This window comes from Vibrio sp. 10N.239.312.D08 (genome assembly GCF_041466145.1).
Taxonomy (GTDB): Bacteria; Pseudomonadota; Gammaproteobacteria; order Enterobacterales; family Vibrionaceae; genus Vibrio; species Vibrio crassostreae_C.
In genome coordinates, this window is record NZ_JBFSSD010000001.1 from 182,680 (window position 1) to 195,965 (window position 13,286).

At 40.9% G+C, this 13,286-nt stretch carries 19 protein-coding genes; all 19 read right to left on the reverse strand.

What is annotated here, in order from left to right; genetic code table 11:
- Positions 1-5: 5 nt before the first annotated feature.
- Positions 6-338, reverse strand: a complete 333-nt coding sequence (locus AB6D58_RS00880) for a hypothetical protein (RefSeq protein WP_372156147.1) — start codon at positions 336-338, stop codon at positions 6-8.
- Positions 328-939: a hypothetical protein gene (locus AB6D58_RS00885; protein WP_372156148.1), complete on the reverse strand. Its 612-nt coding sequence runs from the start codon at positions 937-939 to the stop codon at positions 328-330. Before AB6D58_RS00885 ends, AB6D58_RS00880 begins: the two co-directional genes overlap by 11 nt.
- 60 nt (positions 940-999) lie before the next feature.
- Entirely contained in the window at positions 1,000-1,206 is a 207-nt protein-coding gene (locus tag AB6D58_RS00890) for a hypothetical protein (protein ID WP_372156149.1), read from the reverse strand.
- 152 nt (positions 1,207-1,358) lie between these two features.
- A complete protein-coding gene (locus AB6D58_RS00895; protein ID WP_372156150.1) occupies positions 1,359-1,529 on the reverse strand; it encodes a hypothetical protein in 171 nt (56 codons plus the stop codon).
- Positions 1,530-1,969: 440 nt separating this feature from the next.
- A complete protein-coding gene (locus AB6D58_RS00900; protein WP_372156151.1) occupies positions 1,970-2,830 on the reverse strand; it encodes a hypothetical protein in 861 nt (286 codons plus the stop codon).
- A 75-nt stretch (positions 2,831-2,905) separates the two neighbouring features.
- Entirely contained in the window at positions 2,906-4,396 is a 1,491-nt protein-coding gene (locus AB6D58_RS00905) for a hypothetical protein (RefSeq protein WP_372156152.1), read from the reverse strand.
- 560 nt (positions 4,397-4,956) lie between these two features.
- The gene (locus tag AB6D58_RS00910; RefSeq protein WP_372156153.1) at positions 4,957-5,544 is read right to left on the reverse strand and encodes a hypothetical protein; all 588 of its coding nucleotides are present in this window, start codon (positions 5,542-5,544) and stop codon (positions 4,957-4,959) included.
- Between the two features lie 116 nt (positions 5,545-5,660).
- Positions 5,661-5,888: a hypothetical protein gene (locus AB6D58_RS00915; RefSeq protein ID WP_372156154.1), complete on the reverse strand. Its 228-nt coding sequence runs from the start codon at positions 5,886-5,888 to the stop codon at positions 5,661-5,663.
- Positions 5,889-6,526: 638 nt separating this feature from the next.
- Positions 6,527-7,132 carry an HAD domain-containing protein gene (locus AB6D58_RS00920; protein WP_372156155.1) on the reverse strand — a complete coding sequence of 202 codons (606 nt, stop codon included), beginning with the start codon at positions 7,130-7,132 and terminating at the stop codon, positions 6,527-6,529.
- A gap of 113 nt (positions 7,133-7,245) precedes the next feature.
- Positions 7,246-7,653 carry a hypothetical protein gene (locus tag AB6D58_RS00925; protein WP_372156156.1) on the reverse strand — a complete coding sequence of 136 codons (408 nt, stop codon included), beginning with the start codon at positions 7,651-7,653 and terminating at the stop codon, positions 7,246-7,248.
- A gap of 192 nt (positions 7,654-7,845) precedes the next feature.
- Complete coding sequence (locus AB6D58_RS00930; RefSeq protein WP_372156158.1) at positions 7,846-8,253, reverse strand: type II toxin-antitoxin system HigA family antitoxin; 408 nt, start codon at positions 8,251-8,253, stop codon at positions 7,846-7,848.
- A gap of 141 nt (positions 8,254-8,394) precedes the next feature.
- Positions 8,395-8,868, reverse strand: a complete 474-nt coding sequence (locus tag AB6D58_RS00935) for a hypothetical protein (RefSeq protein WP_372156159.1) — start codon at positions 8,866-8,868, stop codon at positions 8,395-8,397.
- Complete coding sequence (locus AB6D58_RS00940) at positions 8,861-9,043, reverse strand: hypothetical protein (RefSeq protein ID WP_372156160.1); 183 nt, start codon at positions 9,041-9,043, stop codon at positions 8,861-8,863. Before AB6D58_RS00940 ends, AB6D58_RS00935 begins: the two co-directional genes overlap by 8 nt.
- A gap of 4 nt (positions 9,044-9,047) precedes the next feature.
- Positions 9,048-9,878 (reverse strand): hypothetical protein, encoded by an 831-nt coding sequence (locus AB6D58_RS00945; protein WP_372156161.1) that lies wholly within the window; start codon positions 9,876-9,878, stop codon positions 9,048-9,050.
- 187 nt (positions 9,879-10,065) lie between these two features.
- Positions 10,066-10,407 (reverse strand): hypothetical protein, encoded by a 342-nt coding sequence (locus tag AB6D58_RS00950; RefSeq protein ID WP_372156162.1) that lies wholly within the window; start codon positions 10,405-10,407, stop codon positions 10,066-10,068.
- A 471-nt stretch (positions 10,408-10,878) separates the two neighbouring features.
- Entirely contained in the window at positions 10,879-11,238 is a 360-nt protein-coding gene (locus AB6D58_RS00955) for a hypothetical protein (protein WP_372156163.1), read from the reverse strand.
- Between the two features lie 144 nt (positions 11,239-11,382).
- Positions 11,383-11,619 (reverse strand): hypothetical protein, encoded by a 237-nt coding sequence (locus AB6D58_RS00960; RefSeq protein ID WP_372156165.1) that lies wholly within the window; start codon positions 11,617-11,619, stop codon positions 11,383-11,385.
- A 147-nt stretch (positions 11,620-11,766) separates the two neighbouring features.
- A complete protein-coding gene (locus AB6D58_RS00965) occupies positions 11,767-12,051 on the reverse strand; it encodes a hypothetical protein (protein ID WP_372156167.1) in 285 nt (94 codons plus the stop codon).
- The gene (locus AB6D58_RS00970) at positions 12,038-12,358 is read right to left on the reverse strand and encodes a hypothetical protein (protein WP_372156168.1); all 321 of its coding nucleotides are present in this window, start codon (positions 12,356-12,358) and stop codon (positions 12,038-12,040) included. The genes AB6D58_RS00965 and AB6D58_RS00970 overlap by 14 nt, the downstream gene beginning before the upstream one ends.
- Between the last annotated feature and the right edge of the window lie 928 nt (positions 12,359-13,286).

Sequence of the window (13,286 nt, forward strand, 5' to 3'; positions counted from 1 at the left end):
ATATGTTAGTGATGAACGGCTAAGTAGTCGCTGGTTAAGTCGATGATTAGCTCATCAACACCATAACAAGCAGCAATCGAGTTACCGCTGTTATCTATCAAATCATTGATATTATGATTCATATAGATAGAGCCAACTTCACAGTCAACGTTTAGTTTTAGTCCCAAACCATCATTGACTTGAATAGAACGCTCATCTTCATCTTCTTCACTCTGCTCTATAACACTATGATTTCTAAGTAAGTGTTCTAGGTAATCAACCGAAAACACGCCTTCAGCCTTGAAGTTTTGGAATGTTTTGCCGTCGATCAGTAGAGTTTGATTTTGTTTATTTTGCATAGCCGTATTCTCCATGTGCATTAACAACGCGATGAGCGGTAACAACACTAGATTTACCCAGTAATTGTTGTAGCTCGATTGTTTTGTATAGCGCAATTGTATGTTCGTGGAACACTTCAGGTTCATTATCTTCAGTATTCCAAATACCCATGTCGCGGGCGAATTGAATTACTTCAGTAGATACATTTGAATCATTGAGAAAACAACCATCAACCTTGATCGCTGATACGATTTCAATTTCCTTGTGGCTAGCTGGTAGAAATACAAGTTTGAATGTACTTTCACCATGTTCAGTGCGTCTGTTTACGATTACTGATTGACCGTAAAAAATGCTGTTCTGAACGTTCACTAGTACATCTTTTAGGTCAACCCAGTGTAGGTAAAGCATTTTGCTATTACCTTCAATGGTTAGACAGATGGATTCAGGGGTGCGTTCGTTAATAAGGTTGTCGGGTAGAGATAACGTCTTTCGTAGGTATTGTGTGCCCTGCTTCTTAGCTTCTATTTCAAGATATTGGTCTTTGAAAAAAGCTGAAAATTGGCAAGATTTAACATCACCGTTGATATTGACGAGTTGGGAATTAAGGATGTTTTGGCGCATGTGTGTAGCTCCTATAGAATAGGCGACTAACCCCAGCAGGGAGTCAGAAGCCCTGATGGTTTATGCTTGAAGTAGTTTACGACGATAAGCTCGCATTCTTTCACCTGCTAATTGGTCGCAAGTGTTGTGCACTTTTGTTCGCTTAGTGGTGTTTTGAGTGTGTCCTTTGATGTGTTTTAGTGAGGCGTTGAGGGCGTAACCTTTACTCTTCAGAACTTGCCAGTTGCAAGACTCTAAAGCATCGAGGTTGTCGCACTGTAGAATCACTACACATCCTTTGAGTGCACCGTGAACGTTAGTACCTTTGATGTTGATAAGGTGTTCAATGGCATCGTTTAAAGCAATTCTTTCAGCGTCAGTTGAGTTGTTAGCTCCACTTATCCCACCTGCTTTAAACCATTTTGGTGCTACCCGTTCCCCTAGACGTAAGTGCCCGCCGTAACCCCATACGTTGGTGTTAGGGCAAAACTAGCATCTGTCACTACTGTAATGTAAGTAACGCGATGATCTTTGGGTTTTGGAGCATCATCATTCGAATGTGAACGATCGTAGTTTATTTGGTTGTATTTGGTGTTCGGGTGTTTGTTCATGTAGCTCCTAAAGTAAAAAGATGAGCTACTCCCAATAGGAATTAACTCCCTATGGGTTGGTTTTTTTGTCTAAATGACAGTTTATCTCGGTTTTTATCTCATGTTGAGGGCATGTTGGCACTGTAGGCATGTAGCGATAAAGCTAATGCTGCTGGTGGCAATAATCTATAAGAAATAGAAAAAGATAGGGTTTATTCAAGCGTGATGATCAATGTCGCTTTGATAAATCCTATCAAGTCGTTTTTTTATGTATATAGGTAGATAGCCCACGCGAGATTGCTAATGATTAGCTGATGAAATGACTGAACCACTCGGCCGATTCAGTTCATAGATATTAAACGTTGAATTAGCAACAGTCAATTATGGTCTGTTGAGTCAAATGTTGATTCAATTGAAATGAAAACACCTACCAATTGGTAGGTGTTTCATTATCTTGTTATTTAAGCACTATGGAATGAAACTAGTGATTCCGAAGCTGATGATAAGAAGCTAAGTGTTGACTTCTTAAATGGTGTATCAGGTGCTTTTTGAAACCGCACAACTCCAGGGTAGCAGTTGTCGTTAAACAATACTCTCCCTTCTTGTGTGCGAAGGTTAAAACCACGATCTAAAAACTCAACAACGGCTTCATTCAAATGGCAAATACCACTAAATGATAGGTCTATGTTGTAGCCATTAAAGCTCTCAGTTTTTTTGATCCAAGTGGAGTGGCGCCCTTTCACGTCTCCGCGTATGGTTGCCAACTCTGATTGTTTGATTCTAATGAAGTCAAATTCACGGTTCATCATACTTAATGGTGACGAACAGATGGAATCCAAAGCACTAAGTAGAGAGGATTGGTGTGTAATTATACATCCCATCTTCTCAAGCGTTTTTTTTCTTACATCTATTCGAAGTTCTTCTTTATTTTCAAACGCGATGACTAGATCACCAAAATTCGTTTGGATTTGATTTTTGGCTTTATCAAGGTCAAAGGCTTGTAAATTTAGAAGGTTAGAGTTTTCATCTACTACTGCGAAACACATGAAATCGTTATCGACAGGGTGTAGGCCATCTCTATAACGTTCGCTAATTTCAATGACCTTGATCTCAGTGGTCTCCAACGTATGCTGCTCTACTGACTGTTCAAGTTCATTTAGTGAACGAAATGTCTTACCTGAAATTTCCTGCTTTAGACGTATTTTCATTTCTTCGTGTTTGTTTACTGCATCAAGGTCTTCTGCCATTAAGGTCAGTAGGTCTGTGCGTGCAGTCACGATGTAAATGTAAGGTAGGTTGATTTGAGTGGATTTGATGTTCATGTTAGTTCCTCATGCTTGAGAGGGACTACTACGCCAGAGAGCGTAGATAGCCCTCTAGGGTGGTTTATTTAAGTTTTAAAGGTCAGTATCTACATAACGCAGTTTTGGCTCTGTAGGTGTCGATACAGGCGCGCACTGACTGTCAAAGTCAGATAGCGAAGTTCTGACTCCTAGTTCTCTCAATTTACTTAATGATTTTAATTCGAACTTTTCAAGCTTATTTGACGCCGCTAAGTATCCGATTGAATCATTAAGTGCCTTAAGAAGATTGGTATTGCCAATTGTGTTGAAGCTTCCTACGCCGCGAACGAAAGTCACTTGCTCTTCACAATTTTTGCATTTACCGATACACACAATGTATCTTGAGTTATCTCGGCCTCGGAATGGAGTATCGAGATCGACCGCAACAAGATCATTCGTTGCAGTATCCTCCAACTCCAAATTGGGTTCAGTGCACTGACAGTCACAAAATTCCGCAGAAGCCGCGGAATAGAAATCATCAGAGTCTACGTTTAACCCATCATTTGGTAGATTTGATGGAAAGATATAGCTCAAGAGTTCTTCAAAACAATCTAAATCATTACGGATTAATCCCTTATTCAGTTGGTATTCCGAATAAGATTTGGCCATTCCGACGTATTCAATGAACATTTCACGTTCTGATGCGAATGCACTTGAATCCGGGTAAGGAAAAGGATCATTGATTGTGACGAAGCTACAACGGTCGTTAGCCCAAATTACAGAGCGCACATAGTCGTAAGCTGCTTTAAGATTGCTTGGAACATCTTTGTACTTCTCAAGCTTCCAGTTTCCCGGTTCTACCTCAGCGTCGAACAGTCCGTAAAGAACAGTCCATAAACGCAAAGGTAACTTGAAGGTGTCGCTATTGAACTCAATATTGTATTTGAATAACGCAATTGATGCTCGTTGCTCCAACCATGCTAAGAAGTTGTTAATTTGTTCCTTGTGTGAAGGAAATATAACGTTACCTAATATCAGCTTAGGATTATCAACGATTTCAGCAAGCGCTACTGTGTTGGCCACCAGCTGCTCAATTTGCTGATGATTGATAACCCTGTAACTGCCCCAATCGAATTTATTCTTGATTGCCTCTTTGTGTGTGGTTTTGCTGCACAGCGAGTACCCGTTTTCGAACATCCAAATGCTAATGTCATCTAGTGATTTAAAGAAGTGGTCGGTAGTGTCTACATGACCCTCTTCGTTTACTAGATACTCATTGTAAGACATTTGGGATTTTGAAATACGAATACGCTTTGTTGAAGTTTGGTTGACAGCAACTAGAGGCAGGTTGCCCTTGTACAAGTTTGGGTAACCAAGACTCCCCTCTTTGGTAATCATAAACTGAGTGCAATAAGACCAAACAAAGTCAGGGAGTTCGATGGCTGTTAAATCTGAATGAAATGGATTAAACAAAGACAGTTCCAAACTACCGGTAAGACGTCCCGCCACTTGAGCAGTCAGGTCTTGCGTAGGATCGAAATGAATAGCAATTCTTTCTTTCAGTACAGATTCAGTTACAAATTGATGTAGATTTTGGTAGTTCATAATAGCCGTAGCTCCTTTGTTGGTTTTAAAGGGGTACAGCTATCCCATAGGGTAGTTGTACCCTCTGGGTAGGTGGCATAAAGCCTGGTTTAACGATTAATTTCAGCGAGCAATAATTTTCTAAATAAAGAGCGCTGAGGTTTGGTTGGGTTTGCTAGTAGTCTGACAGGGATTAGTGCGCGATCTATAGCATTTTTGGTGCTGTAATCTAACTCACTGTATAAAAGCCCAATACTGCTAGCGTTTTGTTTAGCGCTATCAAAGTCCGTAAGCTCTGAGAAATCTGGCATTGGAATGCGATCGCTACAGAGTCGATCAAGAAAATCGACGATATTTCCACCCTGCTCTATTTCTGCTGTTCCAGTATGTGTGCCAATAGTAACAGTGGCTGGTAGTAACTCTGGGGCGTTAAGCAGTAAGAGATAAAGGAGGTTGTCTTGATCTTGGTCGGTGCTTGGTATTCCGTTAGGTAGCTTTTAATAGCCACGTTTGTACGAGTTTAACAAGCAATGGACTCTCTCATCACATTTATGAATTCTAAGCATACAAATTTCCTCGTATTAGATGTCACAACCAAAGGGCAAAACACCACTTCGCGATTTGCCAAGGGGTTTTTGATCGATAGTTGTAGGCATCTTGCCAAAACCAGTGTCCTCCACTATCAGTGAAAGATCCTCGTTGTAGCTATACTTAGAAACCGGAGCTTGTTTGAATTTCACAGAAGGAAAATCTGGAGAAAGGATCAAGCCCTCTTTTGTAGCGTGAATATGCAATTTAGCGTCACTGCCAAAAGTATCCAAATGAAGCGCTGGAACACCTTTGTTGATCTCAAGGATAAATCCAAAGACAGGTTCTTGAGTATCAGCGTTGGAAATATCGATATAGGTTTGATTACCTACAGAGATATCCATGCTGTACTTGGTTTTCTGATCTTCTTCGCATTCGTCAGGTGACTCGAACATCTGCCAATCCATCAAAGGGACTGTCATAGATTCGTCTTTGGAAAGTTGGGCCCAAACGACATTGAATGCTCCAGACATTGGTACCGGGAACGAGGTGTGATCAATCCCTTTAGCTTCGAGGTCATTCATAAGTTCTTGCGCAGCTTTCCAGTTTGGGACGTTTTTGGTGATAATTGTTGGTTTCATAGTAGTTCTCTTCTTCGTTGGTTAGGTATAGAAGAGACTATGACCGTTATAGTCGTAGTCTCTTTGGTTGTGACACTACGACCTATCAAGGGCCGTGTGTGCCCTTTTGGGGTTTGCTAGTCTACGTATGCAGGAATGTATAGCTTTTCGTCACCGACCATAAAGGTTAAATGACAGTATGCCGGTGAAGCTGAGTCGGAATCGCTGCCAGCATAGTAGCTAACGGTTGTTTCTCCGCTCAGTAGATCTGCAATAGTTAGGGGTTCTTCCTGTTCTTGTTCGATAATTGATACTTCGGTGTCTTCGAGCTTTGCTTCAACAAAGCCTGAGTATTCACCATTCAAACTATCAGCAAGGCAAACAACTTTTCCGGTATGTAGCGTATGCTTGCGGCCTGACTCGTGTTTAAGTTCGATTTTGCTAATGTTATCAGCTAGATCGGTATCATTGCCTTAAGTGTTGTAATTGAACATGAATTTAATGCAATCCGTATTTTCTAGTGTGCGGTCAGCAAAGGTAGGTTTTAGGGTTGTTGCTTCTTTTAGTAGCATAAGTAGTTCCTAATTGTGGTTAAGACACTACTATTGCTTGAGGCAATGAATAGTGCCTCTAGGCTTGGTTTTTGGGCTCTATTTGATTAATAGAGTTATGTCTCGGTTGTTATCTCATGTTGAGAGCATGTCGGCACTTTAAGCATGTAACGCGGAGCTAATGCAGCTGGTGGCGATGATCTATAGAGAATAGAAAAAGATAGGGTTTATAAAAGACTTGGTATGGCTTTGATAAACCATCTTAAGAAGATTTTTGGGTATAAATATATTGCCCACGCAGACTGTGTACTGTCACCAATGAGGCGATTGCTTATCTGGCCAAGCAAATAGAGGTAGGTCTCTAGGAAGCGGCATACCGCTAACGAACAAGATTGATAATACGGTAAGAGGGTTTGCTAAGCAATGTGAGTTGTTCCTTTTCAGCATTGCTATTACAGATTTAGCGTTCGACACAACCAATCTCTCACCAAATTAGATTCAAATGAACTAAAGCCCTCGCTCTTATCGCATAGGACCAGTTTATCCCACTGTCCAGTGAATATTTCAGCGGTGTCGTCAATTACTATGTAGTTGGATAGTCGTAAATCGTTAACAAACTGCTCTATCTCGCACTGCCTTCTGTAAGGTCGGCCTGAAAGAAATGGAGTCGCCCCCACCAGGCGTGAGCTTAATGCGCTACCGAATTTGTTTTCTAGATATTCTTGGTCTGCGTCATGGCGCCAAGTTGAAGAAAGCACAAATTGAAGTTCAGAAAACTCTTCTACTAATGCCTCGAAGAAATGCCGGCACTCAAAAGATTCGTTTTGGTACCGGTGAAAAACGCCATCAATGTCTATGAATATCGTTGGTTTGTTTGGGTTGAATGCCACTGTGATTAGATTGCTTGGACGATCTAATTTGCTTACGGGAAATAGCGGATCTGGTTTGGGCATCAGTTCATTGAAATCTGTAATTTCATCTTCTCTTTTATCAGGCTTAAAGAGGTAGATACCAAGGCCGATGGTGACAATTCCCCAAAAAATGATTTTTGTTACCACTGTTGCTCTGCCCTGTAGGATATGAATTTTAAAGAGAAGTTGAAACAACCATACTGTCGCTGCCGGGTTTTTACTTGCAATTCTGCTTTGCTGATCTTATCCAAAAAGGCCACTTAATTGCTTGAAAAAAACACGTAAAAGCCCTTCATCGCACCTGTGGTGTTGGGGTCGCGTATGCACTGATGATAATTGGTGCAGATGAATTGTATCGCCATACCAAAGCATACGTACATTAATGGGAAGAAAATTGTCCAGGCCGGTATAGCGAATGATTCCCAAAGGGTGATAGGTAGCATCACTAAGCTAATGAATGATAGGAAGTACGCTCCATCGTGAAACATTGTCACCAACCCCGCCTTTCCGCTGCTTAAATGCTTTTTGATATAGGGAATAAGAATCAGCAGATTGGCAACTACAACGATGGTTAATAGCAAGGCGAGTGGTAGCAAGGCCACGGCGTCGTGTGGCTTACTAATAGAACTAATCATCCCTGTCATCATCCAATTGCTGTGGTCGATCAAGTCCTTCCACCCTTAGCACGTTGGCTCTACGTAAAATGAGGATCGAAAACGCATACACTATGATAGCAACTACGATAGTGCCCGCTAAACGTGTAACAGCATCTGAATCGTTGAACAGGATGGACCCAATGAAATAGGATGTTTTGGCCACCAGCAGCGTTATGAAAATGAGTAGAATATATTTATGAGCCATTATTCGAGAAAAGCCTCTTTTGGGATTTTGAACCGCTTGCTTAGCCGTTCTATGTGATGCGTTTGCAGTTTGGATTTGCCTTTGATTATACGCGAAACGTAGGGCTGAGAGCCAATTTCAGGCAAGTCGGAACCTCTAATATTGTATCGTCCCATCAAATGTTTGAGCAACTTAACACCTTTAAGCTGGGGTAATTCTATGTAGTTTTGCTCTTGATACTGGCGAACAAAAAATTTGATGAGTTCAATTTGGCTTTGATCAGCGCCCTGCTCCATCAGTTCTTCAATAAACGTTTGAGCCTTATCATGGTCTTCTGGAGAGGCAATTGGCAGATTAAAACCAATAAGCTCTCTAGAACCATTTTTCAATGCTAGACATAAGGTGTTCATTTTTTTGGCGGCGTTCATTTGATACCTAGTGTTCATTCTTGCTCTATGTGGGCATTGTATCAAAGGAATGCGTCTGACTTCCTTGAGACTATTGGCGATCAGAGTTTAAGGGCAAAAAAAATCCGACTGTGCTCAAAAGAGCACAAGTCGGATTCTTGTTTATTCCACGCCAGGGCGGAGTTTTGGATCTAGATATCGAGAAAAGTCAGTCAAACTTTCTTGAATCGATTCTGAGAACCCTATGGCAAATAAGAGATTCGCATATCTCAATGATAATGCCTGATACTCATTAGCCAGTTCTTCAGGAGAATTAAACTCTAGTTGTTCCACAATAGTCGTAACTGCATCGCAAGCCTTTTCAGTCTTGTAGATGTCTGCGACTAAGTAGCGGTAAGCTCCAAAGTAGTCCTGTTTGTCGATTGCGGTACCAATGTAAGGGTTATCGCCTTTCATTTGCTCTCTGCGCTCATTTAAAACGCTTGTTAGAGTTGCGGTGTCTGCAATGAGTTGGTTTAGCGAATTAAGATCTTGTGAATCCAGACTGCTTACCAGACGAGCCAACCACAAGGATGTCTTTGGGTCATCTTTTAGCTGTTGTTCGCGGGTTGGGGTTTTAGGGTTAATCTTAATCATGTTTATGATCTCGTACTGGTGATATGGCTTTGTTCTCTTCTTTGAAATGAACCTGAGTTTCGGCTTTGCGGCGTTTTGCAGCATAGCGATCAGCATTAGGATTGGCTTTTAGACCATTCAAAATACAACCGCTTGTGCATAGCCAGCCATCTTCGCAATAGCGGCAGCATGACATAGCTTTAATCCTCTGGTTGGTTATTCATAAATTGAGCAAAACTGTATTCGTCGTAGATCATCTTCCACTGGCGGTATGACATATTAGCAGTGAAATGAGAGGCGATTCCCATGAGTCCTAGTCGATGTTGAATCTTACGAATGAAAGCTTCTTGATCCTTTTTGTTAGGCATCAAGTGCGTTTCTTGAGTAAGCGCCAAGTCTCGGAGTAGGTGTTTCCAGAAAGTCTGGAGGTTACAGTCAGTTGTTGATGACGTTAGGCCTCGGAAAGTGTATTCGAGTGTCGATTGTTCTGGCACTTCATAATAGGCTTCCTGTAACTGGTCGTAACGCTGCATGTTCTCACATTCTCTATACCCCATACGGAACTGCTCAACACAAGCAACTTCATAGTTTGGGTACAGTGTTTTTACCGTCTCACCGTTATCAAATATCTCGGTTGCGATCACTTGGGTTAAGGTTGAATCAACATACTCAAGAGAGAGTAACTGAATACCTTTGTGCTTTTCGCACATACCAAATGCAGGCAATACCGGGAATTCTTGAAGAGCTTTAGAAGTACGACAGCCAGTTTTAAATTCCCATACTAAGTCGTTCCACATATCTTCTGTTAACTCTAAGTTGAAAACAGGATTCGCTTCAGGAAGAAGCTTGTAGAACAGTGATTTTGGGACAAACTGAACGAACATATTTAACAGAGTATCGAAAGAACAACCGTAGTCTTCACTTGGTGCGAAAATGACAGTATCTCGGCCGTTCTGTAATACGTATCTTTCTTTTCTTAGCTCGATGTAAGCGTCTAGGTTGTATTGAGTTTTTTGGTTAATAGGTTTCATGAAGTAGTTCCTTTTGGTTTGAGGTACTACTCCCCTGTCGGGTTGCGTAGTACCCAAGTAGGTTGTTTGATAGTTGGTTGAAAGTGAGTTTACGTTGTCTTTTATATAATCGTGTAGTCTAGGTAGTCGTGAACTCCATTACGTGAAGCCGCGTTGAGCATTGGTAATGCCAGTATTTCATGTCCGGTCATAACTCAATGCCACTTTTATTCCATGCTACAGAATAAGCTTCGCAATATTGACTGAGCCAGAATAACCAGTTGTTGCTCTCGCTTGTTCTCGGTCGGCAACTATCAGCTTTACCGCAAGATATACGATTGATGGCAGTTTCATAACAAAGAGGAGGAATAAAGCCAGCCTCTAAACGATTAATTTCAAAGACCTTAACGCCGTTTTTGAAGTGAATTAATGCTGTTTCAAGAGATATGGTTTCTGCGTCTTCGTCCCACATATTTTCTTCTAAAACAATCACAACTTTACGCAAGTTGGCTTTATCATTGGTATTGATAATTCGTAAATTTATTTGCATAGGTGTTTCCTTAAAAAAAGCAAACACCCCATAGGGTTAGTTTGCCCTGTGGGTTTCAGTTAAATGTTCGTTTTGAACGTCTAGTGCTATAAAAGTCCAACTTACGCTTGGGCATGATGAATCCTTTAGGCAAGTATAGATTTTTGGAAATGGTTGGTGTTTTTGTGCTCTTATTTAAGAGTTGATCTCGGTTTTTCCTCACGTTGAGAGCGTGCAAATACGTTTATCATGCAGAGGTAAAGCTGATGAGGCTGGTATGAGTAAATCGGTAAAGATTAAGGAGGGTTTAACAAAATCTTGGTATGACTTTGTTAAACCATCATTAAAGGAATTTGAGTACAACTGTAAAGCCCACTCAAGATTGGAAAGCGCACGTTTACAACGTGTTGACTCACTTGGCCGAGTCAAAAGGTGAAAATTAAATATAACTCAACTTTTGTTCAGTTGGTATCTCAATAATAAAAAGTTTCGTCAGACATCAATAGCCTGAAGTTCATACGAATTGTGCACAGGGAGCATAATTGCCATTTGGTCATTCATTTTTTTGGGGTCATCTAAAAACGCATTAAGAGCATTTATATCGATATTTTTGTTCATCGTATCTTCAAAACGTGAAATAAACTCGAGCAATAAAAGTGGGTCATAGTATTTAGCTATGTAAGAGTTTACCTTCAAAAAGTCCTCTACAGTGCACTTTTGCGAAAACGATTTGGATTGCAAAAAAGAACGAACGCTCTCTTTTTCCTTGTTCTGCTCTAATCGAGCTTTCCTGTTTTCAACATAAAGTGATGCACAGCAAACGACAGCGAATTCGGCTGCAAATGTGATCATGTATGCTTAATGGTATGAGTAATTGAATTGCATATATTACTCACTCAGTCACAGCCTTCCAACCCTGTATTGACAAATAATTCACTTATTTCAGATATAAACCTGTTTTTTTGTCTTAAACGGATAGCTAATCAACGCGTACCATTAATTGGTGAGCGTTTTTACAAGTTCATCTGTTTTCGAATTTGAACCAGTGAATAGATAGTATCGCACATCATCACTGCCCAACACTTCAATATACGTAACGTTGGCTTTGCTCTTCTTTCTTATCGCAATCGGTTTGATGTGCACGCTCAGGTTTGTTAAGTAAAGAGGTAAAGACTTGTTTGGGTTGAACTCGTATGGTGTTGTGTACTCTGCTAGGCGATCTTGAAAGTCCACTTTGGGACACTCGATCCGTGAACTCAAATGCTTTGGTCGTTCCTGATACTTAATAGAATCATCGTGAACGTTCGCATTTCTCATATACCAATAAAAGTCATTGTTCTCTGTTATACGGCAGGCTTCCGCATATGCTGATTTCAATTCTTACTGACAAGACTGAAATACATAGCCGGTTTCTTGTTGATATACCAAAGCATTCATTAGGTCTTGTATCGCCATGAAATTGAAGAAGTGTTTATCATCGAAATGCATCTCTGTGTGATGAACAAGTTTGTCGCAACTGAACGGCCTGCCGTCATTGTCTCTTTCTGCGTATTCATCAATGGTTGTGGGTGGATTCTTGTAGGTAACCAACTTATACCCACCAGCGATCATTAATACGGTAAGTCCAACGCCTAACATAATATTGAAACTGCTATGCTGCTTCATACTCGGCCCTTTTTTCTTCTAAGTGGTCAATCAGATCTCCAATGACGTTCAAAATCAATTCTGGCACCTCATTGATTAGGTTTTCGGTCTTATCCATCAATTCAACGGTCGATTCTTCATCAAGCGCTACAAAGGCGATTTTCGCTCTTTCGATAGCATTAGATAGTTGCATGACTGCTGCCATAGGAAGTGTGTACCCCAATCCGAAAGGAATATCACTAGCGCCATGCATTTGCGACACTTTAGTGTTGAGGATCTTACAAGTTTGTTCGTAAATCGATGCGCGAATTTGGCGTTCTTTCTTCATTTTCTATCCAATGTTGAATGGTGTAATAGTTGTCACGATGCAGCCATCGTATAAGCCTAGTAATCTCTTATCTTCAGTCGTATGAATAACATTGAGAGACCTCCCTACCTCAACCACAGCTGAGTTCTTAGGTGCATATGTGCTCTTGTGTATTAGTAGTACCGTCCCCGGCTTCCCTAAGCTCCCCCTATCATGCTCGAGCTTGATGGCAAAGTGTGGTGGCTTCTTGTAGTCATGCCCACTGACTTTTACGAACTCAGCAGGGGATATAAAGTTGCTTTCGCTGAACATCGGAATTGAGTAGAGACGGGACCGACGTATTGAATTATGAGCTCGCGGAATCACATTAATCATGTTCTTTTCTTGAAGTCTTCGTATCGCGGGAACTGCAGAAGATGGGTTCGTAAAACCGGCTGATTGAGCTATTTCTTGTTTACTTATGCCTCGAGTGCGCTTGAGTTTTGTTTCAAAGAACTCTAAAGACTCCATGAGTCTGTTCTCAGAACTCTGTAGCTCGTGAAGTCTCTTGAGTTGGTGTTTGGTTGCGCGCTTGGTGATGACTCGAAGTATATCATCGAAACTTAATTGACCATTTTTCATAGGGTTAGAGAATTGCTGACTGATAAATCAACTATACTCAGAAACCCTATGTGTCTCGTTTGGTCGCGAGGTGATCAGCTAAGATTGTTTCGATACTTAGTTTTTCGAATTGGCTATTAGGTCATTCTTACCGAAAAAAAGCGGAAATTTTTATCTACAAGTGATGTAAGCAAATGCGCGAAGAAAGCGCATGCTAGCATTAAGCCTATCGCCATGAAGTTTTGTTTAATATCGATTTCAGTATTCTTTATCTCGATACCGTCTGCATTCAATAGTATTAAAAATTGTATCCCAACCCAAAAGGTAAGAGGCAGTAAAGCGACATACT

Excerpts from the sequence above, each read along its gene's own strand:
- AB6D58_RS00905 (WP_372156152.1), bottom strand. The coding sequence starts at position 4,396 with ATGAACTACCAAAATCTACATCAATTTGTAACTGAATCTGTACTGAAA.
- AB6D58_RS00895 (WP_372156150.1), bottom strand. The coding sequence starts at position 1,529 with ATGAACAAACACCCGAACACCAAATACAACCAAATAAACTACGATCGT.
- AB6D58_RS00880 (WP_372156147.1), bottom strand. The coding sequence starts at position 338 with ATGCAAAATAAACAAAATCAAACTCTACTGATCGACGGCAAAACATTC.
- AB6D58_RS00910 (WP_372156153.1), bottom strand. The coding sequence starts at position 5,544 with ATGAAACCAACAATTATCACCAAAAACGTCCCAAACTGGAAAGCTGCG.
- AB6D58_RS00885 (WP_372156148.1), bottom strand. The coding sequence starts at position 939 with ATGCGCCAAAACATCCTTAATTCCCAACTCGTCAATATCAACGGTGAT.
- AB6D58_RS00930 (WP_372156158.1), bottom strand. The coding sequence starts at position 8,253 with ATGAACGCCGCCAAAAAAATGAACACCTTATGTCTAGCATTGAAAAAT.
- AB6D58_RS00955 (WP_372156163.1), bottom strand. The coding sequence starts at position 11,238 with ATGATCACATTTGCAGCCGAATTCGCTGTCGTTTGCTGTGCATCACTT.
- AB6D58_RS00965 (WP_372156167.1), bottom strand. The coding sequence starts at position 12,051 with ATGAAGCAGCATAGCAGTTTCAATATTATGTTAGGCGTTGGACTTACC.
- AB6D58_RS00950 (WP_372156162.1), bottom strand. The coding sequence starts at position 10,407 with ATGCAAATAAATTTACGAATTATCAATACCAATGATAAAGCCAACTTG.
- AB6D58_RS00945 (WP_372156161.1), bottom strand. The coding sequence starts at position 9,878 with ATGAAACCTATTAACCAAAAAACTCAATACAACCTAGACGCTTACATC.
- AB6D58_RS00940 (WP_372156160.1), bottom strand. The coding sequence starts at position 9,043 with ATGTCATGCTGCCGCTATTGCGAAGATGGCTGGCTATGCACAAGCGGT.
- AB6D58_RS00970 (WP_372156168.1), bottom strand. The coding sequence starts at position 12,358 with ATGAAGAAAGAACGCCAAATTCGCGCATCGATTTACGAACAAACTTGT.
- AB6D58_RS00935 (WP_372156159.1), bottom strand. The coding sequence starts at position 8,868 with ATGATTAAGATTAACCCTAAAACCCCAACCCGCGAACAACAGCTAAAA.
- AB6D58_RS00900 (WP_372156151.1), bottom strand. The coding sequence starts at position 2,830 with ATGAACATCAAATCCACTCAAATCAACCTACCTTACATTTACATCGTG.